Annotated in this window: 27 protein-coding genes and 1 pseudogene; 21 read left to right on the top strand and 7 right to left on the bottom strand. The window is 72.4% G+C overall.

Annotation, left to right across the window (positions count from 1 at the left end):
• Nucleotides 1-70 precede the first annotated feature (70 nt).
• Nucleotides 71-508 (top strand): nuclear transport factor 2 family protein, encoded by a 438-nt coding sequence (locus ACIRPT_RS13670; RefSeq protein WP_403826486.1) that lies wholly within the window; start codon nucleotides 71-73, stop codon nucleotides 506-508.
• Here the strand turns inward: ACIRPT_RS13670 and ACIRPT_RS13665 are convergent.
• Nucleotides 496-2,100: a PLP-dependent aminotransferase family protein gene (locus tag ACIRPT_RS13665; protein WP_403826483.1), complete on the bottom strand. Its 1,605-nt coding sequence runs from the start codon at nucleotides 2,098-2,100 to the stop codon at nucleotides 496-498. The two genes, ACIRPT_RS13670 and ACIRPT_RS13665, sit on opposite strands and share 13 nt — an antisense overlap.
• On the opposite strand from ACIRPT_RS13665, the pseudogene ACIRPT_RS13660 reads away from it, so the two are divergent.
• Nucleotides 2,063-2,716, top strand: a pseudogene (locus ACIRPT_RS13660) (class I SAM-dependent methyltransferase); the annotation flags it as partial. The gene ACIRPT_RS13665 and the pseudogene ACIRPT_RS13660 overlap by 38 nt on opposite strands.
• Before the next feature lie 254 nt (nucleotides 2,717-2,970).
• On the opposite strand, the gene ACIRPT_RS13655 reads toward ACIRPT_RS13660, so the two are convergent.
• On the bottom strand, nucleotides 2,971-3,867 hold the full coding sequence (locus ACIRPT_RS13655; RefSeq protein ID WP_403826480.1) for a helix-turn-helix transcriptional regulator: 897 nt from the start codon (nucleotides 3,865-3,867) through the stop codon (nucleotides 2,971-2,973).
• A 171-nt stretch (nucleotides 3,868-4,038) separates the two neighbouring features.
• Between ACIRPT_RS13655 and ACIRPT_RS13650 the strand changes: the two genes are divergently transcribed.
• From ACIRPT_RS13650 to ACIRPT_RS13630, 5 genes are all read left to right on the top strand, one after another.
• Nucleotides 4,039-5,595, top strand: coding sequence for an MFS transporter (locus ACIRPT_RS13650; RefSeq protein ID WP_403826477.1), 1,557 nt, complete (start codon nucleotides 4,039-4,041; stop codon nucleotides 5,593-5,595).
• Nucleotides 5,596-5,727: 132 nt separating this feature from the next.
• A complete protein-coding gene (locus ACIRPT_RS13645) occupies nucleotides 5,728-6,378 on the top strand; it encodes a TetR/AcrR family transcriptional regulator (RefSeq protein WP_403826474.1) in 651 nt (216 codons plus the stop codon).
• A complete protein-coding gene (locus ACIRPT_RS13640) occupies nucleotides 6,375-7,022 on the top strand; it encodes a peroxiredoxin-like family protein (RefSeq protein ID WP_403826471.1) in 648 nt (215 codons plus the stop codon). The genes ACIRPT_RS13645 and ACIRPT_RS13640 overlap by 4 nt, the downstream gene beginning before the upstream one ends.
• 187 nt (nucleotides 7,023-7,209) lie before the next feature.
• Nucleotides 7,210-7,461 carry a hypothetical protein gene (locus tag ACIRPT_RS13635; RefSeq protein WP_403826468.1) on the top strand — a complete coding sequence of 84 codons (252 nt, stop codon included), beginning with the start codon at nucleotides 7,210-7,212 and terminating at the stop codon, nucleotides 7,459-7,461.
• Between the two features lie 11 nt (nucleotides 7,462-7,472).
• Nucleotides 7,473-8,639 (top strand): flotillin family protein, encoded by a 1,167-nt coding sequence (locus tag ACIRPT_RS13630; RefSeq protein WP_403826465.1) that lies wholly within the window; start codon nucleotides 7,473-7,475, stop codon nucleotides 8,637-8,639.
• Between the two features lie 148 nt (nucleotides 8,640-8,787).
• Here ACIRPT_RS13630 and ACIRPT_RS13625 read toward each other — a convergent pair whose 3' ends face one another.
• Nucleotides 8,788-9,450 (bottom strand): hypothetical protein, encoded by a 663-nt coding sequence (locus tag ACIRPT_RS13625; protein WP_403826462.1) that lies wholly within the window; start codon nucleotides 9,448-9,450, stop codon nucleotides 8,788-8,790.
• An 87-nt stretch (nucleotides 9,451-9,537) separates the two neighbouring features.
• Between ACIRPT_RS13625 and ACIRPT_RS13620 the strand changes: the two genes are divergently transcribed.
• Nucleotides 9,538-9,888: a hypothetical protein gene (locus tag ACIRPT_RS13620; RefSeq protein WP_403826459.1), complete on the top strand. Its 351-nt coding sequence runs from the start codon at nucleotides 9,538-9,540 to the stop codon at nucleotides 9,886-9,888.
• Nucleotides 9,889-9,913: 25 nt separating this feature from the next.
• On the opposite strand, the gene ACIRPT_RS13615 is transcribed toward ACIRPT_RS13620, so the two are convergent.
• Nucleotides 9,914-10,447, bottom strand: a complete 534-nt coding sequence (locus tag ACIRPT_RS13615; RefSeq protein WP_403826456.1) for a MarR family winged helix-turn-helix transcriptional regulator — start codon at nucleotides 10,445-10,447, stop codon at nucleotides 9,914-9,916.
• A gap of 241 nt (nucleotides 10,448-10,688) precedes the next feature.
• Here ACIRPT_RS13615 and ACIRPT_RS13610 point away from each other — a divergent pair, with 241 nt between their 5' ends.
• Complete coding sequence (locus tag ACIRPT_RS13610; RefSeq protein WP_403826454.1) at nucleotides 10,689-11,915, top strand: cytochrome P450; 1,227 nt, start codon at nucleotides 10,689-10,691, stop codon at nucleotides 11,913-11,915.
• A 41-nt stretch (nucleotides 11,916-11,956) separates the two neighbouring features.
• Nucleotides 11,957-12,151: a ferredoxin gene (locus ACIRPT_RS13605; RefSeq protein ID WP_403499297.1), complete on the top strand. Its 195-nt coding sequence runs from the start codon at nucleotides 11,957-11,959 to the stop codon at nucleotides 12,149-12,151.
• 81 nt (nucleotides 12,152-12,232) lie between these two features.
• Here the strand turns inward: ACIRPT_RS13605 and ACIRPT_RS13600 are convergent, their stop codons facing one another.
• Nucleotides 12,233-12,679, bottom strand: coding sequence for a nuclear transport factor 2 family protein (locus ACIRPT_RS13600; RefSeq protein WP_403826452.1), 447 nt, complete (start codon nucleotides 12,677-12,679; stop codon nucleotides 12,233-12,235).
• A gap of 666 nt (nucleotides 12,680-13,345) precedes the next feature.
• Here ACIRPT_RS13600 and ACIRPT_RS13595 point away from each other — a divergent pair.
• The gene (locus tag ACIRPT_RS13595) at nucleotides 13,346-14,404 is read left to right on the top strand and encodes an NAD(P)-dependent alcohol dehydrogenase (protein ID WP_403826449.1); all 1,059 of its coding nucleotides are present in this window, start codon (nucleotides 13,346-13,348) and stop codon (nucleotides 14,402-14,404) included.
• A gap of 143 nt (nucleotides 14,405-14,547) precedes the next feature.
• The gene (locus ACIRPT_RS13590; RefSeq protein ID WP_403826446.1) at nucleotides 14,548-15,162 is read left to right on the top strand and encodes a TlpA family protein disulfide reductase; all 615 of its coding nucleotides are present in this window, start codon (nucleotides 14,548-14,550) and stop codon (nucleotides 15,160-15,162) included.
• On the opposite strand, the gene ACIRPT_RS13585 is transcribed toward ACIRPT_RS13590, so the two are convergent.
• Nucleotides 15,149-17,383 carry an MMPL family transporter gene (locus ACIRPT_RS13585; RefSeq protein WP_403826443.1) on the bottom strand — a complete coding sequence of 745 codons (2,235 nt, stop codon included), beginning with the start codon at nucleotides 17,381-17,383 and terminating at the stop codon, nucleotides 15,149-15,151. The two genes, ACIRPT_RS13590 and ACIRPT_RS13585, sit on opposite strands and share 14 nt — an antisense overlap.
• 239 nt (nucleotides 17,384-17,622) lie before the next feature.
• Between ACIRPT_RS13585 and ACIRPT_RS13580 the strand changes: the two genes are divergently transcribed.
• The 8 genes from ACIRPT_RS13580 (at nucleotide 17,623) to ACIRPT_RS13545 (ending at nucleotide 22,210) form a co-directional block, all read left to right on the top strand.
• A complete protein-coding gene (locus tag ACIRPT_RS13580) occupies nucleotides 17,623-17,949 on the top strand; it encodes an ArsR/SmtB family transcription factor (protein ID WP_403826440.1) in 327 nt (108 codons plus the stop codon).
• Between the two features lie 231 nt (nucleotides 17,950-18,180).
• The gene (locus ACIRPT_RS13575) at nucleotides 18,181-18,414 is read left to right on the top strand and encodes a hypothetical protein (RefSeq protein ID WP_403826437.1); all 234 of its coding nucleotides are present in this window, start codon (nucleotides 18,181-18,183) and stop codon (nucleotides 18,412-18,414) included.
• Between the two features lie 121 nt (nucleotides 18,415-18,535).
• Nucleotides 18,536-19,015 (top strand): LAETG motif-containing sortase-dependent surface protein, encoded by a 480-nt coding sequence (locus ACIRPT_RS13570; RefSeq protein ID WP_403826434.1) that lies wholly within the window; start codon nucleotides 18,536-18,538, stop codon nucleotides 19,013-19,015.
• An 8-nt stretch (nucleotides 19,016-19,023) separates the two neighbouring features.
• The gene (locus ACIRPT_RS13565) at nucleotides 19,024-19,725 is read left to right on the top strand and encodes an RNA polymerase sigma factor (protein WP_403826431.1); all 702 of its coding nucleotides are present in this window, start codon (nucleotides 19,024-19,026) and stop codon (nucleotides 19,723-19,725) included.
• Nucleotides 19,722-20,264, top strand: a complete 543-nt coding sequence (locus tag ACIRPT_RS13560) for a hypothetical protein (protein ID WP_403826429.1) — start codon at nucleotides 19,722-19,724, stop codon at nucleotides 20,262-20,264. Before ACIRPT_RS13565 ends, ACIRPT_RS13560 begins: the two co-directional genes overlap by 4 nt.
• 80 nt (nucleotides 20,265-20,344) lie before the next feature.
• Entirely contained in the window at nucleotides 20,345-20,920 is a 576-nt protein-coding gene (locus tag ACIRPT_RS13555; protein WP_403826426.1) for a DUF4232 domain-containing protein, read from the top strand.
• Between the two features lie 186 nt (nucleotides 20,921-21,106).
• Nucleotides 21,107-21,421, top strand: coding sequence for a type II toxin-antitoxin system VapB family antitoxin (locus ACIRPT_RS13550; RefSeq protein ID WP_403826423.1), 315 nt, complete (start codon nucleotides 21,107-21,109; stop codon nucleotides 21,419-21,421).
• Between the two features lie 132 nt (nucleotides 21,422-21,553).
• Nucleotides 21,554-22,210: a LytR C-terminal domain-containing protein gene (locus ACIRPT_RS13545; protein WP_403826420.1), complete on the top strand. Its 657-nt coding sequence runs from the start codon at nucleotides 21,554-21,556 to the stop codon at nucleotides 22,208-22,210.
• A gap of 81 nt (nucleotides 22,211-22,291) precedes the next feature.
• On the opposite strand, the gene upp is transcribed toward ACIRPT_RS13545, so the two are convergent.
• Nucleotides 22,292-22,927, bottom strand: coding sequence for a uracil phosphoribosyltransferase (gene upp / locus ACIRPT_RS13540; RefSeq protein ID WP_403499333.1), 636 nt, complete (start codon nucleotides 22,925-22,927; stop codon nucleotides 22,292-22,294).
• 266 nt (nucleotides 22,928-23,193) lie between these two features.
• Between upp and ACIRPT_RS13535 the strand changes: the two genes are divergently transcribed.
• A complete protein-coding gene (locus ACIRPT_RS13535; protein WP_403499335.1) occupies nucleotides 23,194-23,385 on the top strand; it encodes a hypothetical protein in 192 nt (63 codons plus the stop codon).
• Nucleotides 23,386-23,396 lie beyond the last annotated feature (11 nt).

Raw genomic sequence — 23,396 nt, 5'->3', positions numbered from 1 at the left:
CGAGCGGAGAACGAGCGTTCTCCGATGGGGGTCGTCATCAGGACGTACGGATGAGAAGGAGACGGAAGACATGACGTCACGGCCACCGTTCCCGCCCTTCGACGGGCCCGGCGCACGGCAGAAGGTGCAGGCCGCGGAGGACGCGTGGAACACCCGCGATCCCGAGCGCGTCTCGCTCGCGTACACCGAGGACTCGGTCTGGCGGAACCGGGACACCTTCCTCACCGGCCGCGACGAGATCGTCGCCTTTCTGCGCCGGAAGTGGGAACGGGAGCTGGACTACGCGCTGCGCAAGGAGCTCTGGTCGTACGACGGGAACCGGATCGCGGTGCGGTTCCAGTACGAGTGCCGCGACGCGGCCGGGCAGTGGTGGCGCAGCTACGGCAACGAGCTGTGGGAGTTCGCGGAGAACGGGCTGATGCGGCGGCGGGAGGCGAGCATCAACGACGTCGCGATCGCGGAATCGGAGCGGCGGATCTTCGGGGCGCGGAGCGCTCAGCGCAGCTGACGGAGGGCCTCGCCGAGCAGGGCCACGCCCTCGGCGATGGCCGCCGGGGAGCTCGCGGCGTAGCCGAGGACGAGCCCCGGCGGATGGGGGCGCTGGCTGTGCCAGGAGAGGGGCTGGGCCTTCACCCCGGCGGCTAGCGCGGTGGCGGCGAGGACGGTGTCGGAGATGACGGTGCCGGAGAGGTCGGGGACGGCCGCGCCCGTGGCCCCCGTCGCCGATCGCTCTGCGGATCCCTCTGCCGATCGCTCGAAGGTGATCGTCAGATGCAGCCCCGCCGCCGCCCCGTGCACCACCGCGCCCGGCAGGTGCGTACGGATCGCCTCGATCATCGCGTCCCGGCGGCGGCGGTGGCGGGTGCGCAGCAGCCGGAGCCGGCGCTCCAGTTCGCCCGATTCCATCAAGCGGGCCAGCACGTGTTGCGGCAGTACGGCGTTCCCGAGGTCGGCGAAGCGCTTGGCCTCGACCAGGGCGTCCCGGTAGCGCGGCGGCGCGAGCAGCCAGCCCACCCGGAGGGCGGGCGCGAGCAGCTTGGACACGCTGCCCGCGTAACAGACGTGCTCGGCGAGCATGGCGCGCAGCGCGGGCACCGGTGGGCGGTCGTAGCGGTGCTCGGCGTCGTAGTCGTCCTCGACGATCAGGCCGCCCTCGCGCGCCCAGGCCAGGAGCTCGCGGCGCCTGCGGCCGCCGAGCACCACACCGGTGGGGAACTGATGCGCCGGGGTGAGCACGACGGCGGGCGCGCCGGCGGCCCGTAGGGCATCGACGCGTACGCCGTCGGCGTCCACCGGGACGGGCGGGGTCTCCAGTTGCCGGCTTTGCAGATGCTGGCGTACGCCGAGCGATCCGGGGTCCTCCACGGCGATCGCGGACATGCCGTCGCGCCGCAGGACCTGGGCGATCAGGCCGAGCGCCTGCGCGGTCCCGGCGACGATCAGCACCTCCGCCGGATCCGCCCTGATCCCGCGGTTGCGGGCCAGCCAGTTGGCGACGGCGAGGCGGAGGGGCGCCGCGCCGCGGGGGTCGCCGTACCCGAGGTCGGAGGCGGGGACGGTGCGCAGTACGGCGCGTTCGGCGCGCAGCCATGCCGCGCGGGGGAAGGCCGTCAGGTCGGGTTGTCCGGGCGAGAGGTCGATGCGGGCCGGTGCGGTGCGCAGGGCGTCGAAGACGTCCGGGCCGGGCGGCGCGGTGAAGAGGGTGTTCGTGGGCGGCGGCGGCGTCGCGCCGGGTACGGGCGCGGGCGCCGCCAGGGGCGCGGCGACCACGACCGTACCGGCCCGCCCCCGCCCCGCCACCTGGCCGTCCTCGCTCAGCCGCTGATACGCCTCGGTCACCACGCCGCGGGATACCCGCAGGTCGGCGGCGAGCGCCCGGGTGGCGGGCAGCTTGCTCCCCACCGGGAGGCGGCCGTCGGAGATCGCCAGCCGCAGCTGCCGGACCAGCCAGTCGGAGCGCCCGCCCGTGGGCGCGTCGGCGATCGACAGCTGGAGGAAGTCGGCGCCGGTGGAGGCGGAGCCCGGCCGGGCGGCCTCGGGGGCGGGGGCGTCCGGCGGGGTTATGGACCGGTCGACAGGGTCATCTTTGGACCTGTTCACGGGTCCATTCTCGCGACACGGTGAACTCATGTACAGCGAGCGCGAGTTGATGACGAACCAGGTGCACACCCACATGCGCGCGGCGGACCCGGGCGGGGCCGGCCGCGGGTACGTCCACGGATATTCGGAGCGGGAAGCCCGCCGGCTCGGCGATCAGGCCGACACCCTCGCCGCCCTCCTCCACTCCGGAACCTCGTACCCCGCGGGCAGCCGCGTCCTGGAGGCCGGCTGCGGGGTCGGCGCACAGACCGTGCATCTGGTCGAGAACAGCCCGGGGGCGCGGATCGTCGCGGTCGACCGGTCGGCGGAGTCGCTGGCGCAGGCCCGCGCGCACCTGTCCGCGCAGGGGACGGCCGGGCGCGTCGACTGGCAGCGCGCCGACCTGCGCCAACTCCCTTTTGGGGACGCGACGTTCGACCATGTCTTTGCCTGCTTCGTGCTGGAACATCTCCGCGACCCGCGGCAGGTACTGGCCGAGCTGCGCCGCGTACTGCGCCCCCAGGGCACCCTCACCGTCATCGAGGGAGATCACGGATCGGCGCTCTGCCACCCGGACAGCCGCTACGCGCGGGACGTGATCGGCCACCTGGTACGGCTCCAGGCGGACGCCGGCGGGAACGCCCTGATCGGCCGGGAGCTGCAACCGCTGCTCGCCGCCGCGGGATTCCGTGACGTGGTGGTCCGGCCGCGCACCGCGTACGCGGACGGGACCCGGCCCGAGCTGGCCGACATGCTCACCCGGCGGACGTTCATCGCCATGGTCGACGGCGTACGGGAGGAAGCGCTACGGGCCGGACTGGCCACCGCCGCGGACTGGGACCGGGGGATCGCCGACCTGCGGCGCGCCGCGGAGGATGACGGCAGCTTCCACTACACGTTCTTCAAGGCCGTCGCCGTCAAGGGGGACGGGACGGACGGGACGGACGGGGCGGACGGGGCGGACGGGGCGGACGGGATGAGCCCGGGCAGCTTCCGGGTCGTCTCCGCGTCCGCCGGCATGCAGGCGAACAGCTTGACGCCGGGCGCGTCCAGCGCGGCGAGCTTCACATAGTCGAAGGTCAGCGGCCCGACCGCGGGGTGGTCGAACTCCCAGCGGCTGCTGTCGAAGTCGGCGAGGTCATGCGCCTCCCACCAGGTGCGGAACTCCGGGCTCAGCCGCCGCAGTTCGGCCGTGAGCCGCTCGAAGCGGGGCGCGCCGAACTGCCCGCGCGCGTCCGCCCGGAACTGGGCGACCAGGTTCCGGGCCTGCCCGTTCCAGTCGACGAGCAGCGTGCGCAGGGCCGGATCCGTGAACACCAGCCAGAGCAGGTTGCGTTCGGCGGGCTCCAGCTGCGACGGATCGCCGATCAGCCCGGCCTCGGCGCGGTTCCAGCCGACCAGGTCCCAGTTGGCGTCCAGGAGGTAGGCGGGGTGCGGTTCGAGCGCGTCCACCAGACGTTGCAGGGCGGGGCCGGGCCCGCGACCCGGCGGCTGGTCCGGGGGCCGCTCGTCGGCCAGCGCGAACAGATGGCGGCGTTCGACCGAGCTGAGCATCAGGGCGCGCGCCAGGCTGGTGAGGACCTGGCGGCTGACGGTGATGTCCCGCGCCTGTTCCAGCCAGGTGTACCAGGTCACGCTCACCCCGGAGAGCTGCGCGACCTCCTCGCGCCGCAGCCCCGGCGTACGCCTGCGGGGGCCCGCGGGGATGCCCGCCTCGCCCGGCGTGATCCGCTCCCGGCGCGACCGCAGGTATTCGGCCAGGCGGCGCCGTCGCTCAAGGTCGGCCATCGCACTCGATTGACGTAGGGGGTGTGGTGCAGGGGTGTGGTGCAGCGGGGGTAGTGCAAAGGGGCTGGTGCAGCGGGGTTTGACGTGAGGCGGGCATGCCGTGAGGGGTAGCCGGAACACCAGCATAATCGGTCTCTGTATCTCTGTTCGGGCCTCGCCGACGCTTACCGCATGACCCGGACCACGCCCTCGGGCACCCCCGAACAGCGGGCCGCGAGGCGGCACACCGCAATGCCACACCCTCCGGCACGCCCCGCCGCCTCCCCCTGGCAGGCGCTGGCCATCGTCCTGGTGGGGGCCTTCATGGCCGTGCTCGACACGTTCATCGTGCTCGTCGCCGCGCCCGCCATCCAGGCCGATCTGCACGCCTCCGCCGCCGACATCCAGCTGATCCTGGCCGGTTATCAACTCACCTACGCCATCGCCCTGATCACCGGCGCCCGCCTCGGCGACCGTTACGGCCGCAGGCGGCTCTTCCTGATCGGCATGGCCCTGTTCACGCTGGCCTCCGTGGGCTGCGCCGTCTCCCCCGACCCGGGCAGCCTGATCGCCGCGCGGCTGGCGCAGGGCCTGACCGCGGCCGCGATGTTCCCGCAGGTCTTCGCGATGATTCAGGTGCTGATCCCGGCGGCGCAGCGGCCGAAGGCGTTCGGTGCGCTCGGTGCGGTGATCGGCATGGCCACCATCGTCGGCCAGCTGCTCGGCGGCGTACTCATCTCCACCGGCTTCACCTCCGCGCTCTCCGCCGGCCTCTTCGGTTCCTCCTGGCGGTCGGTGTTCTGGGTCAACGTCCCCATAGGGCTGGCCACTCTCCTCCTCGCCGTGCTGCGCGTGCCCGAGTCGCGGGCGCCGGACGCCAGACGCCTCGACCTGCCGGGCGCCGTGGTGCTGACCGTGGCCCTTTTCCTCCTCGTGGTACCGCTGGTCGAAGGGCGGGCGTACGGCTGGCCGGCGTGGACCTGGCTCAGCCTGGCCGGCAGCGCGCCGGCGTTCGCCGTATTCGCCTTGGTGGAGCGGCGGGTTGCGACTGCCGGCGGCGCTCCGCTCGTCCATCCGGGCCTGCTCCGCGCGCGTCCGTTCGCCGTCGGAACCACCCTGGTCGTCGTCGCGTACGCGGGCATCAACTCCTTCTTCCTCATCCTCTCGCTCACCCTCCAGGACGGCCTGGGGATGGACGCGCTCGGCGCCGGGCTGGTCTATACGCCGCTCGCCGTCGCGTTCTTGGGTGCCAGCATCCTCGCCGGGCGGCTGGCCGGATTCGGGCGCCGCGTGCTCCAGGCCGGCGCGCTGGTGGGCGGGCTCGGGTACGTCGCCGCGATCGTGCTGGTCAGCACGGCCGGTACGGGGCTGACGGCCTGGGCGCTGGCGCCGCCCCTGGTCCTGGTCGGTGCGGGGAACGGGCTGCTGGTCACGCCGCTGCTGAACGCCGTGCTCGGCAACGTCGGAACCGAAGAGGTGGGGATGGCCTCCGGCGTGCTCTCCACCTGCCAGCAGGTGGGCGGCGCGGTCGGCGTCGCCGTCGTCGGCGTCCTCTATTACCACTCGCTGGGCGACGCCGCGCACAACGACACCGTCGTCTACGGACACGCGCTGACCACGGCCGTCGTCTTCAACCTGGCGCTGGCGGCGGCGATCTCGGCCCTGCTGCCCTTCCTTCCCGACACCGCGGCGGCGCGCCCCCACGCGCCCGCCGGACACCCCAACACCCCACCCACTTCGGGAACTTAGCCGACCGTCGCCGAAAACCCCTTGGCAGCCGCCCGTAGTTGACTTAACTTGGACTGAACGTTCCAAGATTCACGGGCGCGTCCCCGGGCGCGTCCATGGACGCCCTCGCCCTCGCGAGCACAGGGAGGCTCCGTGTCGCCGGACATCAAGCACTTCAACCCCGATGTCGTACTCGACGACGCGGTACGCGTCTTCTGGCGCCAGGGCCTGCCCGCCACCGGGATACAGGCACTGGTTTCCGCGACGGGCCTGAGCCGCTCCAGCCTCTACGCAACGTTCGGCAACAAGGACGGTCTCTACGCCGCCGCCCTGGAGCGCTATATAGCCCAGCACTCCACACCCGCGTTCGCCGCGCTCGCCGCCGACCCCTCGGGGCTGACCGCGATCGAGGACTTTTTCACGGGCCTGATCGGGGTGCGCTGTTCCGGTCCGGTCGCCGGCTGGGGCTGCATGGTCACCAACGCCCACGCCGGGCCGGAATGCGCCGCTCCCGAGATACGCGCTCTGCTGGACGCGCATCACCGGTCCCTGCAGTCGGCCATGCGCTCCGCGCTGAGCACGGCCGCCCGGCTCGGGCAGCTCGACGCGGCCGTCGAGGTGGACGCCGCGGCGGCCGTGCTCGCGACCCTGGCGTACGGGGTCAATCTGCGCTCCCGCGCGGGCGCCGTCCCCGACACGCTGCGGGAGTCCGTGGCGGGCGCCCTGGTCGCCCTGCGTGCCCGCCCGGCGCCCGCCCCCTCCCCCACACCCACACCCACACCCCAGGAGGTACCACCGCAATGAGCCTCAACGATGAGCTCAAGGCCTTCTACGACGCCCGCAAACACGAGATCCCGGCAGCCGCACACCAGATCATGGGGCGAGCAGCATCCGAGCTCGCCGCTTCCGGCCAGGCCGCCCGCGCCCTGAACGTCGGCGATCCCGCCCCCCGCTTCGGCCTCCCCGCCGCGAACGGCACCACCGTGACCCTGGACGCCCTGCTGGCCGACGGACCGGTCGTGCTCACCTTCTACCGCGGCGCCTGGTGCCCGTTCTGCAACCTGGCGCTCCGTGCCCTTCAACAGCAGCACGGCGAGATCACCGCCCGCGGCGCCCAGCTGGTGGCCGTATCGCCGCAGATCCCCGACGAGTCCCTCTCCCTCGCCGAGAAGCACGCGCTGGCCTTCCCGGTCCTCAGCGACCTCGGCTGCGACACCGCCAAGCAGTACGGCCTCAGCTTCGGCCTCACCGAAGACCTGGCCGCCGTCTACGACTCCCTGGGCTTCGACCTCGAGCGCGTCAATGGCGGCCATCCGCACACGCTCCCCATACCCGCCACCTACGTCATCGACCGCGACGCCGTCATCCGGTGGGCCTTCGTCGACACCGACTACAAGGCCCGCGCCGAACCGTCCGACATCCTGGCCGCCCTCGACGCCCTGTCCTGACCCGGCACCCGGGCCCGTACACCGGCCCGCTCACCCTCCGGAACGCCCCTCCGACGCGCCGTCCGGCACGCCCCACCGGCCCACCCATGACGGGCGCCGGTAGCTCGAAAGCCCCCGAGGATAGGCCCCCGGCCAACGGAGCGCTATGGTCGGATTTCCAGGAACGTAACGGGGAAGGCAGCCGCCGATGGCGCAGGATGAGGCCGTGATCGGCTGTACGGGGGTGCTGTTGATCGGCACTCGTGGGGCCGCCGGCCCCGGTGAGGTTCTGGTGTCGGTCAGAGGTGGCTCCGAGGCCTTCGTCGCCTGGTCGGCCGAGCCCCTCCCGGTGGGCGCGACGGTGCTCGTGATCGAGTCGCGTGGCGCGCGCCAGGTCGACGTCATTGAGTGGGCTGATCCGTTGGAGGCGTTGTCCGGCGATCCCGGCAACGCCGGTTGAGGAGTCAAAGGATGTTCGGATACCGCGTTCCTGCCCCCGATCAAGCCATGCTGATCTCGGGAGGCAAGCGTGGGCAGGGGGGCGCACCGTTCCGGGTGGTGACCGGTCATGGCAAGTTCGTGCTGCCGGTCTTCCGCAAGGTCCGCTTTCTGACGCTGGCGATGTGCGAGGCGGAGGTCGCGGAGAAGTGCGTCACCCGGCAGGGCATCGCGCTGACGGTCCGCGCCGTGATCGCGTTCAAGGTCGGCAATGACACGGAGAGCGTGGTCAACGCCGGCCAGCGCTTCCTGTCCGACCAGGACCAGATGGCGGTGCTGACCGGCCGGATCTTCGCCGGTCATCTGCGCTCCATCATCGGTTCGATGACGGTCGAGGAGATCGTCACGGAGCGCCAGAAGCTGGCCACCGAGGTGCTGGAGACGTCCAAGACGGAGATGGCGAAGATCGGCCTGATCGTCGACTCGCTGCAGATCCAGTCGATCGACGACGGTGACACCGGCTATATCGCGGCGATGTCGGCCCCGCACAAGGCAGCCATCCAGCAGAAGGCGCAGATCTCGCAGGCCCAGGCCACCCAGGCGTCGGTCGAGGCGCAGCAGGAGGCCGCGCGTAATCAGGCCGAGTACCAGCGCCGGACGGCCATCGTCCAGGCCGAGTACGACGCCGAGGTCGAGCGCGCCCAGGCCAAGGCCGCGCAGGCCGGTCCGCTGGCGCAGGCGCATGCCCAGCAGGAGGTGCTGGCCGCGCAGACCGAGCTCGCGGAGCGCGCCGCCGAGCTGCGGCAGCAGCAGCTGGTCGCCGAGGTCGTCAAGCCCGCCGAGGCGGAGGCCGAGCGCATCCGGCTGCTGGCCCTGGCCGAGGCCGAGCGGATGAAGATCCAGGCCGAGGCCGCCGCGTCGTACGACCGGGTGGCGCTGGACCGCATGGTGATCGACCAGCTCCCGCAGATCGTCAAGGAGGCCTCGGCCGGCCTCCAGGGTGCCAACGTCAACGTCCTCAACGGCGCCGACGGCCTCGGCGAGATCGCCGCCGGCCTGGTCGGCCAGGGCCTGACCATCCTCGACTCGGTCCGCCGCAACCTCGGCGCCACCGATGCCCCCGAGAACGGCACCGGCAAGAACGACACCACCGGCTCGGCCAACGGCCAGGGCCACACGGGCCGGATCGAGATCGAATAACCACGAGGCGGGGGGAGGGAAACGGCGGCCCCGCCGCGCCCCTCCCCCACCCGGGACCGTTCCGCGGCCGATCGCCCGCGGAGCGGGATGCGGGAAGCCGAGAAGCATCCGGCTGGGACCTCGCGCCGCCGGCAGCGCCACCAAGCCGTCAGCGCCCGGGGCGGCGACTGGGGTCGGGGCGGCCGAGGTGACCGGATTCGCGCTGGACCTCGCCCAGCCACAGGTGCGGCGGGGCGTACTGCCGGACGGCCGCGGTCACCTTGTCCTGGCTGCCCGCCGGAAACGCCAGCCGGTAGCGCAGGCGCGGCAGGCCGGGCGCGATCGGGTCCTCGTCACGGACCAGCGCCCAGAGCACCGGATCGCGGTCGTCGATCGGACCGCTCGGGCAGAGCTCGACGGAGTACTGCTTCGTCCGCCCCAACTTGCTCCAGTACACGCCGACTCCGGCCAGCGCGTCCCAGGGGACGATGCCCCGCGCCGTGCCGTTGTCCAGCCACACTCCGGCGCGGTCCACCAGGACCGCCGCGCGCCTGGCACGCCACACCGGGATCCCGAGCAACACGCCAACGGCCCCGAACGCCAGCATCATCACCATGCCGACCAGGCCCTTTACCGAGAACTCACCCTTCGCCGTGCCGGTGAGCAGCATGACCAGTCCGACCACCCCGAGCAGGCCCAGCGCGATCAGCACCAGGCAGACGGGGAGGGCGGTCATCGCACGACGGCGGCCGGTACGCACCACGGTCGCGTCGGGGGAGGGGGAGGGAAAGAGGGAGGGGGAAGGGGAGGAGGAAGACTGTGGCATGGACATGATGCAGCAGTCTAGGCAAGCCACTTAGCGAAGATCTCCGCAGGCCGCGCGCCCGGCCGCCTCCGCGCGCCCGTAAGCTTCCGCCCCATGACGGAACTTGGAGACGACGCCGGCCGAACCGAGCAACTGCGTGCCGGCTTTCAGCAGCAGGGCGTGGCCGCGCTCGCCCAGGACGCCGGACGCGAGCGGGCGCAGAAGCGCCGGGCGCACACCGTGGTTGCCGTGGCAGTGGCCGTCATCGGCGCGGTCCTGCTCGCTTACCGCCTCATCCGCGGCGATCACGCGGGCGCCTGGACCGCCCTCATCGCCGCGGGCATCTGCCTTGCCGCACTGGGCGCCTTCCTCGCCAGGCGCGACCTGCCCCGTCTGGCGTTCACGGCCACCCTCATCGGCCTTGCCGTGATGTCGGCGAGCGACATGGTGACCCACGCGCCGTAAAGCCGCCGCCCCCGCCGCCGGCCCCCTACGCCCCCCGCCCCCGGTGACGGTCCTCCTGCGCATGCTTCTCCCGGGCGTAGGCCACCAGGTGGTTGAGCACGGCGACGGTGGTGGCGACATCGGCGTCGTCGAAACCGACGAGGGCCTCATGGAGGCCGGCCTGACCGGTCTCCATGACGCTTTTGAGGACGGCCCTGCCGCGCGGGGTGATCGCGACCTTGCGGGCACGCCGGTCAAGGGTGTCCGCGGTGCGTTCGACGAGGTCCTGGGCTTCCAACTGGCCGATCTGCCGGGTGACATGAGGGGGCTCGACCATGAGCAGGGCGGCCAGGTCGCCGACCCTGCTGACGCCGCCGCCGTCCTCCAGCGCCATCAGCAGCCACAGGTCGGAGCGGGCCACCGTGACGCCCGCCCGGGCCGCCTGGCGCTCATGCGCCCGGGAGCGGGTCAGCAGGTAGGACAGCGTGGCCAGCACGCTCTGCAGCGCGGCGGTGGAGTCCCGGCCGCGGTCCCGCGCGCAGTCCTGGTCGTGCGTCTGTTCTCTTGCAGGGTCCGGCATGGGGCGACTGTAGCGGCCACGCCGTCGACCTCGTAGCGGTACGGACCGGTGGCAGTCCGTGCACGACGGCGACCGCTTTGAGCCAACCTCGTACGGAACGTGATCAACCCTTCCCTCCCCGGTCGAACCGGAGTTACCGTGAGGTACATGGTTACTTAACTTTGGTAACTAAGTAGCGAGTGTCGGCACATGCAACTCCTGCGGCAGCGACGCCGCATCCCGAACGTGGAAGGACAGCCGCATGACGACCGCACAACGACCCCAAGAAGCGCGCGTGGCGCACCCCCACTCCCTGGCCGTCCCGGCCGCACGCGCCACCGGCTGCCCCTTCGACCCGGCCCCCGAAGTGGCGCGCGCCCGGCGCGAGGAACCCGTCACCCGGGCCACCCTCTGGGACGGCTCCACCTGCTGGCTGGTCACCCGCCACGAGGACGTCCGCACGGTGCTCGGCGACCCCCGCTTCAGCGCCGACGCCACCCTCCCCGGCTTCCCCTTCCTCACCGCAGGCGCCCGCGAACTCGCCACGAGCAACCGGACCTTCATCCGCCTGGACGACCCGGAACACGCCCGCCTGCGCCGGATGCTCACCGCCGACTTCATGGTCAAGAAGGTCGAGGCGATGCGCCCCGAGGTGCAGCGCATCGCCGACGACCTGCTGGACACGATGACCGACGGCAAGACCTCGGCCGATCTGGTCGCCGAGTTCGCGCTGCCGCTGCCGTCCCTGGTGATCTGCCTGCTGCTCGGCGTCCCCTACGAGGACCACTCCTTCTTCCAGCGGCACAGCCAGGTCCTGCTCAGCCTCCGGTCGACCGCCGACGAGGTGCGCGCCTCGTCGGACGAGCTGCTCGCCTATATGAAGCGGCTGGCCGATGCCAAACGGCAGCAGCCGGACGACGGGATCTTCAGCCGGCTGGTGGCGCGCGGCGAGCTGGACTCCGTGGACATCGCCGCCATGGGGCGGCTGCTGCTGATCGCCGGGCATGAGACCACCGCCAACATGACGGCCCTGTCGACGCTCGCGCTGCTGCGCAACCCCGGCCAGCTGACCCGGCTGCGCGAGGAGCCGTCGCTGATCAAGGGCGCGGTGGAGGAGCTGCTGCGCTATCTGACGATCGTGCACAACGGCGTCCCGCGGGTCGCCACAGAGGACGTCACCATCGGCGGCCATACGATCCCCGCCGGCGAGGGCGTGCTCTGCACGATCAACACCGCCAACCGCGACGACGATGTCTTCCCGGCGGGCGACACCCTCGACGTCGGCCGCGACGCCCGCCGCCATCTCGCCTTCGGCTTCGGCGTCCACCAGTGTCTGGGCCAGCCGCTGGCCCGGGTGGAGCTGCAGATCGCGATCGAAACGCTGCTGCGCCGGCTGCCCGGCCTGCGGCTGGACACCCCGTTCGAGGACGTCCCGTTCCGTCACGACATGGGGATCTACGGGGTCCACGCGCTGCCGGTGGCCTGGTAGCCCCACCCGCCTTTCCGTCCGCACCACTTGGGAGAACAACCATGCGTATTCACGCCGACCAGGAGAAGTGCTGCGGCGCCGGAAGCTGTGTGCTGGCCGCGCCGGACGTTTTCGACCAGCGCGACGAGGACGGCATCGTCGTCGTCCTGAACGCCGAGCCGCCCGCGGAACTCCACGACGCGGTGCGAGAGGCCGCGGCCATCTGCCCCGCCGCGGCGATCTCGGTGACCGGCTGACCTACCGACCGGCTGACCGGCACCGGCCGAGCCACCGGGCGCCGGCCCCCGCAGACGCTGCGGGGGCCGGCGCCCGTCGCGCTATGACTGCGGCACGAGCCCGTCGGCCACCAGACCGGCCAGCACCGCCTCGCTCAGCGCGTGCACAGCGGACTGCGGCCGCACCATCACCGTGAACTCCTTGATCCGCCCCGACTCGTCGAACTGCAGCAGATCGATGCCGTGGATCTCCTTGCCGTTCACGGTGGCCCGGAAGATCAGGATCACCGAGTCGGCGGCCCCCGCCTCCGGCCCCGCCGCCGTCTCCGCACGGCCGGCCAGCTCCCCCACGTAGCGGAAGTCCTCGAAGGTCCGCAGCAGCACCCCGAACAGGCCGAGCACCATCGAACGGCCCTCGAAGGGCGTGAACTTCACCGGGCTGTAGAACCGGATGTCCTCCGTGAACAGCCCTTCCAGCACGTCGAGTTGACGCGTCTCCACCGCTGCCCGGAAACGGTCCGCCGCGCTCGTGGCCCCAGTCGTCGTCATGCTGCCCTCTCCTCGTCCCGTCTCCTACGCCTACTCATGACTATGATTAGTCAGATTCTTGATTATGGGAACCCCGGGGACAGGGCGGACCGGACCCGTGGCCCTCCAGCTCGCGGCGCCGCCGGACCGTCGCCACCGCAGCCGCCACCGCCCTCAGCGCCCTCGCCCTCGTCCTGACCCTGCCCGGCCTCGGCGGACGCCGCCACGGGCTACTTCACCTACGTCGTCGACGACGCCCCGCAGCCCCAGGCGCTGGCCGACCCGCCGGGCGGCGAGTGCATCGCGCTCCCCGAGACCACCGACCCCGAGGCGCCGCCCGCGCACTCGCCGCGCAACGACACCGACGCGACCGCCGTGGTCTTCACGGGCCCCGGCTGCACGGGGAACGACTTCAGCCTCCGCCCCCACGGGGGCCATGGCCCGGAGCGGCTGAAGCTCCGGTCGGTGCTCTTCTACTGAGAACCATGAGAAGCATGAGGGCCAGGAGAGCCCTGAGGTCAGGAGAGCCGTGAGGCCATGAGGCCGTGGGCCCCTTGACACCGGGGCGGGGCGGACGGGCGTCCGTCCGCCCCGCCCCGGTGGGTGGTTCTGCCGGAACCAGGCAGGCCGGACCTACGCACAACGGGGCACTGGTTACCGGCCACGAACCGGCGCAGTCTCGATCTCATGACCACCCACACCTCTGTCGCCGCGTACGCCGCACCCGCCCCGAAGGCTCCGCTGGAGCGGACCACCATCCCGCGCCGCGAGCTGGGTGCCCACGACATCCTGATCGACATCAAGTACGCCGGCATCTGCCACTCCGACATCCACACCGTCCGCGCCGAGTGGGGCGACGGCGGGAACTTCCCGATCGTCCCCGGCCATGAGATCGCCGGCGTGGTCGCCGAGGTCGGCTCCGCGGTCACCCGCTACCGGGCGGGCGACCGGGTCGGCGTCGGCTGCTTCGTCGACTCCTGCCGGGAGTGCGAGAACTGCAAGGCCGGCCTGGAGCAGTACTGCACCGGCGAGTCCGGCAACGTCGGCACGTACAACGCCATCGGCCGGGACGGGCAGCCCACCTACGGCGGCTACTCCACCCACCTGGTCGTCGACGAGAACTACGCGCTGCGCATCCCCGAGTCCATCCCGCTGGACGGCGCCGCCCCGCTGCTGTGCGCCGGCATCACCCTCTACTCCCCGCTCGCCCACTGGAAGGCCGGCCCCGGCAAGAAGGTCGCGGTCGTCGGCCTCGGCGGCCTCGGCCACATGGGCGTGAAGATCGCGCACGCGATGGGCGCGGAGGTCACCGTCCTGAGCCAGTCGCTGCGCAAGAAGGACGACGGTGCCCGGCTCGGCGCGGACCACTACTACGCGACGTCCGACCCGGCCACCTTCGAGGCGCTGGCGGGCTCCTTCGACCTGATCCTGAACACCGTCTCGGCCGACCTGGACATCAACGCCTACCTCGGTCTGCTGCGCACCGACGGCACCCTGGTCCAGGTGGGCGCGCCCGAGAAGCCGCTGACGATCGCGCCGTTCGCGCTGATCCCGGGGCGGAAGTCGTTCTCCGGCTCGATGATCGGCGGCATCCCGGAGACCCAGGAGATGCTCGACTTCTGCGGTGAGCACGGCCTGGCCGCGGACATCGAGGTGATCGGCGCGGACCGGATCAACGAGGCGTACGAACGGGTGCTGGCGAGCGATGTGCGCTACCGGTTCGTGATCGACACCGCCACGATCTGAGGCCCCGGACACCTCGGTGACCCCGGCCCGGGGCGGCCCCGCAGCGGCCGCCCCGGGCCTTGGCGTGCCCCCGCCACCGCCGCGCCAACCGCCCCGCGGGACCGGGTCACCGACGCGTCAACTCACCGTGCAAGACTGCCGAGATGAGCGCCCCACCTGCCCGCCGTGCCGGCTTTCGTCGTACCGGCCTTCGTCGCACCGCCGTGCTCGCGGCGGCGGCCGTCTGCGCCTCGGTCCTGAGCGCCTGCGACCCGGGCGGCTCCCCCGATGGCTCCGGCGTCACCCGGAACACCAACGCCACGGTCGCCGTCCCCGTGGCCGAGCGCAAGGCGGCACCGGACCTCTCCGGTACCACCACCCGCGGCGCTCGCCTGGACTTCGCCGACTACAAGGGCAAGGTCGTGGTCCTCAACGTCTGGAGCTCGCTCTGCGGCCCGTGCGCCGCGGAGGCGCCCGGTTTCGCCAAGGTGGCCCGGAGCACCGGCGGCGCGGGCGTGCGGTTCGTCGGCATCAATACCCGCGACCCGGACACGTCGCAGGCCGTCGGCTTCGAGGAGCGGCACCACCTGCCGTATCCGAGCCTGTCCGACCCGACCGGCAAGCTGCTGCTGCGGTTCCCCAAGGGCAGCCTCAACCCGCAGCTCATCCCCACGACGCTCGTTCTCGACAGGAAGGGGCGCCTCGCCGCCCGGCTTCTCGGACCGGTCGACGAGGACGCCCTGCGTGCGGTGATTGATCCCGTGGTCAGAGAGAAGTGAGCGCGCTCACCGGAGAGTTGCCGGCCGGCACGGCGCCCTCCTGGGCCCGCCGCATTCCCCGCGACGGCCACCAGGTCGCCCCGCCCAGCAGCGTCAGCGCCGCCGGCAGTACCAGGACCCGGATGACGAAGGCGTCCAGGAGGACGGCCACCGCGAGGCTGAACCCGATCTGCTTCATCTCGGCGAGGTGCAGCAGCGTGAAGCTGGCGAACACCGTCACCATCACCACGGCCGCGCTGGTCACGACCTTGGCGGAGGTGACGGTGCCCTGGAGTACGGCCTGCCCGGTCGGTACGCCGGTGAGCGCGGCCTCGCGGATCCGGCTGACGACGAAGACCTGGTAGTCCATCGACAGCCCGAAGAGGATGACGAAGAGGAAGAGCGGCACCCGGGAGCCGATGGCGTTGGTCGCCGCCGGATCGAAGCCGAACAGAGTGCTGGCCAGCCCGTGCTGGAAGAAGACCACGACCAGGCCGAACGCCGCCGCCGCGGACAGCAGGTTGAGCAGCACGCCGATCAGCCCGAGGACGAGGGACCGGAAGGCCAGCGCGGTGAGGACGAAGGTGAGGAGCAGGAGCATCCCCACGACCAGGGGGAGCTTCTCGTCCTGGTGGGCGAGGTAGTCGGTGTCGTGCGGGACGTCGCCGGTGACGGCGAAGCGGGCTCCGGGGATCTTGCCGACGGTGGACGGCAGATAGTCCTTGCGGAGGTGGTCGAGCGAGGCGAGCGCCTCGGGCGAGCTGAGCCTGTGCGGCACGGCGAGGTACATGGCGCTGGTGCGGCGGTCCTCCGAGACCCGCACGGTCGGCCGCACGCCCTTGGCGTACAGCGGATCACGCTCGGCCTTGCGCTCCAACTCCCGCAGGGCGTCCGCCACTTCACCGGCCTCGGCGGGCGCGGCCCGCACGACGACCTGGTGCTGGATGCGCAGTTCGGGGAAGGCCGCGGTGAGCCGGTCGTACGCCTGGAGTGCGGGGATCTCGCGGGACATGCTGTCCTTGTTGAGGACCCGGAGCTGCATGCCCAGGGCGGGCGCCGCGAGCCCCAGCATCAGCAGGACCGAGAGGCACAAGGTGATCGCCGGGTGCTTGCTCGCGGGGCGGAGCAGCGCGGTCCAGACGCGGCCGGCCGCGGCGCGGTCCTTCACGGCTCGCCGGTTGCCGGTCCTGGCGGCGCGGCGTTCGGCGCGCCGTCCGATGGTGACCAGCAGGGCGGGCAGCGCGGTCAGCGAGCTGAGCACGGCGGCCAGGACGACGATGATGGTGCAGGTGGCCAGGGACGAGAAGACGATGTCGGTGGCCAGGTAGAGGGTCGCCGTGGAGACGACCACGGCGAAGCCGGAGACGACGATCGCCCGGCCCGAGGTGGCGGCGGCCAGTTCCACCAGCGCCTCGGGGCCGAGCCGGCCGCCCGAGCGGGCCCGCTCCTCGCGTTCGCGCTTGAGATAGAAGAGCGTGTAGTCCACGCCGACGGCCATGCCGATCAGGATGATGACGTTCATGCCCACGCCGGCGTCCGGCAGCACATGCGAGACGATCATCGACAGGCCGAACGAGGCGGCGATGGAGGTCAGCGCGAGCAGCAGCGGGACCGCCACCATCACGGCCGATCCGAAGACGGCCAGCAGCGTCAGCAGCGTGATCGGCAAGGTGATCGCCTCGGAGAGCGCCAGGTCGTCGCCGCGCTGGGTCTCCACACCGACGCTGACGGACGGACTGCCGGTCTCCTCCACGCGTAGCGCCGGATGGCTGCGCTGCACCGCCTCGGCCTGTGCGGCGAGCGGCGCGACATGCTTCTTGGCGTCCGCGTCGGCGCCCTTCATGGTCACCTCGATCCGCAGCGTGCCCCCGTCGGCGCTGCGGACCGCGGACGCGACCCGCTTGACCTCGGGGAGCTTGCGCATCCGGGCGGTGACGTCCCGCGCGGCCGCGTCGGCGGCGGCAGCATCCAGCGGGCCCGACCGGGCGGAGATCAGCACCTGTTCGACCGGCTCGTGGTCCAGATGCCCCTCGGCCGCCATCGTCTCGGCCCGGCCCGCCTCGCCGGTGCGGTAATCGTCCGCGGTGGCGCTGTGGGTGCCCATCGCGCTGCCCACCCCCAGGGACAGCACCACGAACGCCAGCCAGACGGCCAGCCCGCGCCAGGGATGCCGGGCGCTCCAGCCCGCCATCCGTACGGCGATCGGCCGTTGTGCCATGGCCGCATTCCCCCTCGCCTTCATGTGCCCAGCTCCTTCGACGTGATGTCGCGCCCCCCACCGGACGCAAGAAGTCATGCGGACGAGCGGCACAACCGGTGCCACTGACGCATGTAAGTCGAGAATTACAGGTGTCCGTGTAACGCGTCAACCGTAAGATCGGAGTGGGCGAGCCCGGCGGACTCGCTTGACAGCCCGTCCGGGCATGCGAAAACCTCCGCTGACAGGCGTCCGGAACGGCAAGAACGGCAAGAAGGTGGGCCATGAACAGCGAGGAGCTGCTGGCCCTGCTGTCCGCCGTGGGGCATGCGCAGCGGTTGCGGGTGATCGGCGAGCTGGCCGAGGGCCGGCTGTACGTCAGCGAACTGGCCCGCCGGCTGGAGATGTCCCGGCCGCTGCTCTATATGCACCTGGACCGACTGGAGAAAGCCGGCCTGGTCGAAGGCCGGCTGGAGCTGTCCGACGACGGCAAGGCGCTCAAGTACTTCGAACTGACCCCGTTCGAGCTGAAGCTGAACGTGGCCACCGTCCTCACCGCCCTCCAGGAGGACCGGTCGGGACCGAACGACCTTGAGGGAACGCGTGCCTGACTCCTCCCCTCAGCGGGAGGGCACCGGTCGGTCGGCGGCGGCAGTGCGGCGCCGGCCTCGCGCGGGCGACCGCCGCGCCTCACCCGCCGATACGTCAACTGGCGCCTCACTGTGGGCAGTTGACGGCGGACGGTGCATCGCCCCGGCGGCGCATCGCCCCTCCCCGCCCCGTTCCCCACACGTCCGTTTCCCCTCTGCCCTGAAGGGCGGAACATTCACGGAGGAATTCCGATGGGCAGCACCATCATCCCGATTGCCGTCCTCACGATCGTCTTCGCCTCGGTCGTGACGATCGTGGCGTCGTACTTCAAGCTCCAGCGGCACCGCGCCGACGCCGCGGCGCTGGCGGAGTACCGCAAGCTCGCCGAGCAGATCGCCGCCGGCCAGCAGGCGACGAACGACCGGCTGACGGAGCTGGGCGACCGGGTCAAGGCCGTCGAGAAGCTGCTGCAGAGCGTGGGCTGACGGCCGCGGGAGGGCCGGCCGAGAATTTTCCGCACCGGTCGGCAACCCCCGCCCCCGCCGCGCGTCGTGACGGGTGAAGGCGCCATCAGGCGCCGAACCGTCGAAGAACGTGGAGCCCGTTGTGAAGTCCACTCGCACCACCCGCAGCCACCGGCCCGGCGCCGCCCGCACCCGCCTCCGGGGCGTCTCCGGCGCCGGGCTGCTGGCCGCGCTCGCCCTCACCGCACTGCCCGCGGCCACCACCGCGCACGCCGACTCCCCGTCGCCGCGCCCCACGGCCCCGGCCCCCACCGCGCCCCCGTCCGCGACCCCCTCGCCCGCCCCGGACGGCAGCAGCACCCCGGCACCCACCGCACCGCCCAGCGTCCCGCCCACCGCCCGGCCCACCGAGGCCCACCCCAAGCCGACCGCCTCCCCCTCCCGCCCCGGCCCCGCGCCGAGCCGGGCCCCGAAGACCGGCGCCGAACCGGCCCGCAAGGGCAAGGAGCTCGCGCACACCGGCGCCTCCCCCGCCACCACCTACGCGCTCGGCGGCGGCGCCGCGGCGCTGATCGCCGCGGGCGGCGGAGCGGTCTACGCGGCCCGCCGCCGGCGCGCCTGACGCCCCTGATGGAGTTCGCCGCCCCACGCATCGCCCCGGTACGGCGCGCCGTACCGGGGCCGCGGCATGCCCTGTGGCGGTGGCTGCTGCGCACCGCCCGCCCGGCGCCCGCCCGCCGCGCGGCGCCGCGCCACGGCTGCCCCCGCCCCGAGTACGCGGATGCCGGGCCCACGGCCCCCCGGTACGCGGACCCGGGGCAGACCGGCGCCGAGTACCCGCCCCACCACCCGACGATCAGCGAGCTGTACCACGCGCACCGCCTGAACATGGTCCGGCTGGCCGTCATGCTCGTCGACGACCGGGCCACCGCCGAGGACGTCGTCCAGGACGCGTTCACCGCGCTCTACAAACGCCACGGCGAACAACTCGGCGAGGTCGACAACGCCCTCGCCTACCTGCGCACCGCCGTCGTCAACGCGGCCCGCTCGGTGCTGCGCCGCCGCCGTACGGCCCGTGACTACACACCCCCGTACGAGACGGACGCCCCGTCCGCCGAGGAGCGCATCGTGCTGGACGAGGAGCACCGCGAGGTGTTCGCCGCGCTGAGCGGGCTGACCGCGCGCCGCCGCGAGGTCCTCGTCCTGCGCTACTGGAGCGATCTCACCGAGGCCCAGATCGCCGAGACCCTCGGCATCAGCCGCGGCGCGGTGAAGTCCCTCGCCAGCCGCGCCCTGGACTCCCTGGAGAAGATCTTGGAGGCGAGGTCATGAACGGCACCGGCAGCGAGCACGGGCGTCCCGTCGAGGACCGGCTGCGGCGGGCGTTCGCGGCGCGCGCCGCCACCGTCGACGTACGGGATCTGCGGCCCGCCGAACCGCCGGGGCCGCATCTGCGCCGCCGGACGGCGCTCGCCCGGCCCTGGCTGCGGCGCTTCGGGCTGCCGCTGGCCGCGGCCGCCGCGGTGGCGCTCGGGTATCTGGCCCTCACCCCCGAGGACCCGCCCGTACGCCCCGCGCCCCGGCCCGCCCCCGCGGCCCCGCCGACCCCCGTCGGCCCCACCCCCTCCCCGACCACGCCCCCCACCGGGTCGCCTTCCGCCACACCCACCCGGCGCCCCTCCGCCACGCCCACTCATCCGCGCCCGCACCGCACGGCCGGCACCCCGTCCCCCGGGTCCCCCAGCCCCGATCTCCCCCCTGACCCCGAGGAAACGGGAGGTGCCCCCACGGCCGCCCCCTCCTCCACACCCCGCACCCCCACGACAGGCAGCCCCTCAGGCAGCCCCAGCCCCACCGGACTCCCGCGTTAGCGGCGCGTTAGCCGATCGCCAGTGCCCCCGCCGAGGATCGTGTCCTCATCACCCAGCTGCGCCCGCCCCGGGGGACCTCTATGCCGTATGCCGCCACCACCGGGCGCAGCATCGCCGCCGTCACGCTGATAGCGGCCGCCGTCCTGCCCCTCACCGGCTGCCACCACGGCGGCGGCAGCCGGCCCGGCGCCCCCACGCGGCCCTCCGCCGCGCCCCGGCCGCCGGCCCCGGGCGACCGCACCGCCTGCACGCCCGAAATGCTCCGGTTCCATGCGCGCGGGGTCCGGCACCCGGCACACCGCATGCTGCTGACCGTCACCAACTACTCCGACCGGCCCTGCGATTTCGCCGCCCAGCCGTATCCGCTGCTGCGCCTCGGCCCCGGGCAACGGGCCGTCACCCCGGCGATCGGCCCCAGCGACCCGGGCACCGTCATCACCCTCGCCCCGGACGCGACCGCCTACGCCGCCGTCACCACCGCCGCCGACGGCGCATCCGGCAGGGGCGAGAGGATCTCCCAGTTCGGCGTCGCGCTCGCCCCCCACACCGCCCCGGGCCAGGTCGGCCTGGACAGCGGCCCCCCGGTCCGGGTGAACCCGCGCACCGCCAGGGTCACCTACTGGCAGAGCCGCCGCGAGGCCGCCCTGAAGTGGTGAACGGCACGAACACCCGCCCGCACAATTCCGCCCGCGGCACCCCTTTCGGGTCGATTTCCGGTAACCCGAAGAACAGCCCCGTGCAGGGCCGTCGCTCATGATCACTCCTGTTTTGCGGCTATTGATCGCCTTTACGCCCCTGCGGCATGGCTGCGCCCGCCACCGCTCGCCCGGTAGGCTTTCCGTGTGATCTTCAAGCGCATCGGAAATGGGCGGCCGTACCCCGACCACGGCCGGGAGAGCACCCGCCAGTGGGCGGACGTCGCCCCGCGCCCGGTACGCCTCGACCAGTTGGTGACGACCAAGCAGCAGCTCGACCTGGAGACGCTGCTCGCCGAGGACTCGACGTTCTACGGCGACCTCTTCGCGCACGTCGTGAAGTGGGAGGGCGATCTCTACCTGGAGGACGGGCTGCACCGCGCGGTGCGCGCCGCCCTTCAGCAGCGTCAGGTGCTGCACGCCCGGGTGCTCGAACTGGACGGCAGCACCGAGGCGTACTGACGCCCCTCGCGTCGCCGCCCCGCCCGAATTGACCCGTTCACCCCAGGCCACATTGACCCGTTCGGGTTGCCTCGCACACCACCGGCTGATCATCTAGTAGGCATGGCTGCCCGCCCGCACTACGCTGCGGGCATGAGCATGCTGACGCCCCCTGGCATGGGCGGTAAGAAGTACCGCATCACGGGCGACAGGTACCCGCGGATGCGCCGTCCCCGACACCGTCGCCGCATCGTCCTCACCGTTGTGGCCGCGGCCTGTGCGCTCGGCCTGGCCGGCTGGGGATCCCTGCAGCTCATCGACGTCTTCGGCGGCGAGGGCAGCACGGCCCAGGCCGCCCCGGGCAAGAAGAAATGCACTCCCCAGGCGGAATCGGCGAAGCAGGCGCGCGCCAGGGCCGCCGCCCGCAAGCCGCTGCCCGAGCCGGGCACGCTGACCGTCAATGTTTTCAACGCCACCCCGCGCTCCGGGCTGGCCAAGCGCACCGCCGACGAGCTCGAGAAGCGCGGCTTCAAGATCGGCAAGGTGGGCAACGCCCCGGCCTCCTACGACAAGCAGGTCAAGGGCGCCGGGATAGTGCTGGGCCCGAAGGCCGCGGCGGAAGGCCCGCTGAAGGTGCTCGCCACCCAGCTCGCCGGCGCCGCGCAGAAGACCGACAACCGCAAGGGCGCCGATATCGACCTGATCATCGGCACCGCCTTCAAGGACCTGACCACGGCGAAGGACGCCGAGAAGGCCGTCGCCCAGCTGGCACGGGCCTCGGCGCCGCCGCGCGTCGCCGCCAAGTGCTGACGCTCCTACCCCTCGCATCACTCGGGCCCCTCGCCGGCGATCGGCGAGGGGCCCGAGTGGCGCAGTGACCGGGGCGGACGGTCAGCCGGCCGTGCCGTACATCCGGTCGCCCGCGTCGCCCAGGCCCGGCACGATGTAGCGGTCGTCGTTCAGCCGCTCGTCGACCGCCGCGGTGACCACCGTGACGGGCGTGCCGGCCAGCTCCTTCTCCATGACCTTGACGCCCTCCGGCGCGGCCAGCAGACAGATCGCGGTGACATCGTCCGCACCGCGCTTGATCAGCTCACGGATCGCCGCGACCAGCGTCCCGCCGGTGGCCAGCATCGGGTCGACGACGTACACCTGGCGGCCCGAGAGGTCGTCGGGCATCCGCGTCGCGTACGTGTGCGCCTCGTACGTCTCCTCGTTGCGGACCATGCCCATGAAACCGACCTCGGCGGTCGGCAGCAGCCGCACCATGCCGTCCAGCATGCCCAGGCCGGCCCGCAGGATCGGTACGACCAGGGGGCGCGGGTGCGACAGCCGTACGCCGGTGGTCGCCGTCACCGGGGTCTCGATGTCGACCCGCTCGGTGCGCACGTCGCGGGTGGCCTCGTAGGCGAGCAGGGTGACCAGCTCGTCGGCGAGCCGCCGGAAGGTGGGGGAGTCGGTGCGCTTGTCGCGCAGCGTGGTGAGTTTATGCGCCACCAACGGGTGGTCGACGATCTGCAAACGCACAACATCCTCCATGGGCCTGAACTGCAACAACGGCCGCAGTGGCGGCCCGCAAAATAGGCTACCTGGCGTCACAGGTCGGACAAGTCCGCCGACCGGAGCCATCCGGTGGAGCCGACGGAAGCCCGTGTGACCTCCCCCGGTGCCACCGCCAACCGAGGAAATCGGGAGAGACGGGGGAGACGGGGGAAACGCCAAAAACGGGGAAGACTACGGCGTAGAGGCGATTTCTCCATCCGTTGAGGTGCAGAGATGCGAGGGGGTGGGCCGTGTTCGACCGTCAGCCCGCAGCCGATGACGACGCTCGCGATATCGAGAGCGAGGTGGCGCGCCGCAGGCGCCGGGCGCAATTCCTGCGCGAGCGGCAGGACGCCAAGGAGCTGAGGGAGCGCGTCCAGCCGCGGCGCGCGCGGGCCGCCCGAATGCGTCAGGCCATGCGGATGCGCACGTTCCGCGGCTAGTCCACGCCCCG

Source organism: Streptomyces sp. NPDC101227 (genome assembly GCF_044767545.1).
Classification (GTDB): Bacteria; Actinomycetota; Actinomycetes; order Streptomycetales; family Streptomycetaceae; genus Streptomyces.
Note: the sequence above shows the minus strand (reverse complement) of the source record. Positions and strands in the feature narration are given on the sequence as shown.

Excerpts from the sequence above, each read along its gene's own strand:
- ACIRPT_RS13605 (WP_403499297.1), top strand. The coding sequence starts at position 11,957 with ATGCGTATTCACGCCGACCAGGAGAAGTGCTGCGGCGCCGGAAGCTGT.
- ACIRPT_RS13585 (WP_403826443.1), bottom strand. The coding sequence starts at position 17,383 with ATGAAGGCGAGGGGGAATGCGGCCATGGCACAACGGCCGATCGCCGTA.
- ACIRPT_RS13590 (WP_403826446.1), top strand. The coding sequence starts at position 14,548 with ATGAGCGCCCCACCTGCCCGCCGTGCCGGCTTTCGTCGTACCGGCCTT.
- ACIRPT_RS13625 (WP_403826462.1), bottom strand. The coding sequence starts at position 9,450 with ATGTCCATGCCACAGTCTTCCTCCTCCCCTTCCCCCTCCCTCTTTCCC.
- ACIRPT_RS13595 (WP_403826449.1), top strand. The coding sequence starts at position 13,346 with ATGACCACCCACACCTCTGTCGCCGCGTACGCCGCACCCGCCCCGAAG.
- ACIRPT_RS13560 (WP_403826429.1), top strand. The coding sequence starts at position 19,722 with ATGAACGGCACCGGCAGCGAGCACGGGCGTCCCGTCGAGGACCGGCTG.
- ACIRPT_RS13630 (WP_403826465.1), top strand. The coding sequence starts at position 7,473 with ATGTTCGGATACCGCGTTCCTGCCCCCGATCAAGCCATGCTGATCTCG.
- ACIRPT_RS13580 (WP_403826440.1), top strand. The coding sequence starts at position 17,623 with ATGAACAGCGAGGAGCTGCTGGCCCTGCTGTCCGCCGTGGGGCATGCG.
- ACIRPT_RS13615 (WP_403826456.1), bottom strand. The coding sequence starts at position 10,447 with ATGCCGGACCCTGCAAGAGAACAGACGCACGACCAGGACTGCGCGCGG.
- ACIRPT_RS13670 (WP_403826486.1), top strand. The coding sequence starts at position 71 with ATGACGTCACGGCCACCGTTCCCGCCCTTCGACGGGCCCGGCGCACGG.
- ACIRPT_RS13555 (WP_403826426.1), top strand. The coding sequence starts at position 20,345 with ATGCCGTATGCCGCCACCACCGGGCGCAGCATCGCCGCCGTCACGCTG.
- ACIRPT_RS13575 (WP_403826437.1), top strand. The coding sequence starts at position 18,181 with ATGGGCAGCACCATCATCCCGATTGCCGTCCTCACGATCGTCTTCGCC.
- ACIRPT_RS13655 (WP_403826480.1), bottom strand. The coding sequence starts at position 3,867 with ATGGCCGACCTTGAGCGACGGCGCCGCCTGGCCGAATACCTGCGGTCG.
- ACIRPT_RS13635 (WP_403826468.1), top strand. The coding sequence starts at position 7,210 with ATGGCGCAGGATGAGGCCGTGATCGGCTGTACGGGGGTGCTGTTGATC.
- ACIRPT_RS13545 (WP_403826420.1), top strand. The coding sequence starts at position 21,554 with ATGAGCATGCTGACGCCCCCTGGCATGGGCGGTAAGAAGTACCGCATC.
- ACIRPT_RS13620 (WP_403826459.1), top strand. The coding sequence starts at position 9,538 with ATGACGGAACTTGGAGACGACGCCGGCCGAACCGAGCAACTGCGTGCC.
- ACIRPT_RS13600 (WP_403826452.1), bottom strand. The coding sequence starts at position 12,679 with ATGACGACGACTGGGGCCACGAGCGCGGCGGACCGTTTCCGGGCAGCG.
- ACIRPT_RS13610 (WP_403826454.1), top strand. The coding sequence starts at position 10,689 with ATGACGACCGCACAACGACCCCAAGAAGCGCGCGTGGCGCACCCCCAC.
- ACIRPT_RS13640 (WP_403826471.1), top strand. The coding sequence starts at position 6,375 with ATGAGCCTCAACGATGAGCTCAAGGCCTTCTACGACGCCCGCAAACAC.
- ACIRPT_RS13565 (WP_403826431.1), top strand. The coding sequence starts at position 19,024 with ATGGAGTTCGCCGCCCCACGCATCGCCCCGGTACGGCGCGCCGTACCG.
- ACIRPT_RS13650 (WP_403826477.1), top strand. The coding sequence starts at position 4,039 with ATGACCCGGACCACGCCCTCGGGCACCCCCGAACAGCGGGCCGCGAGG.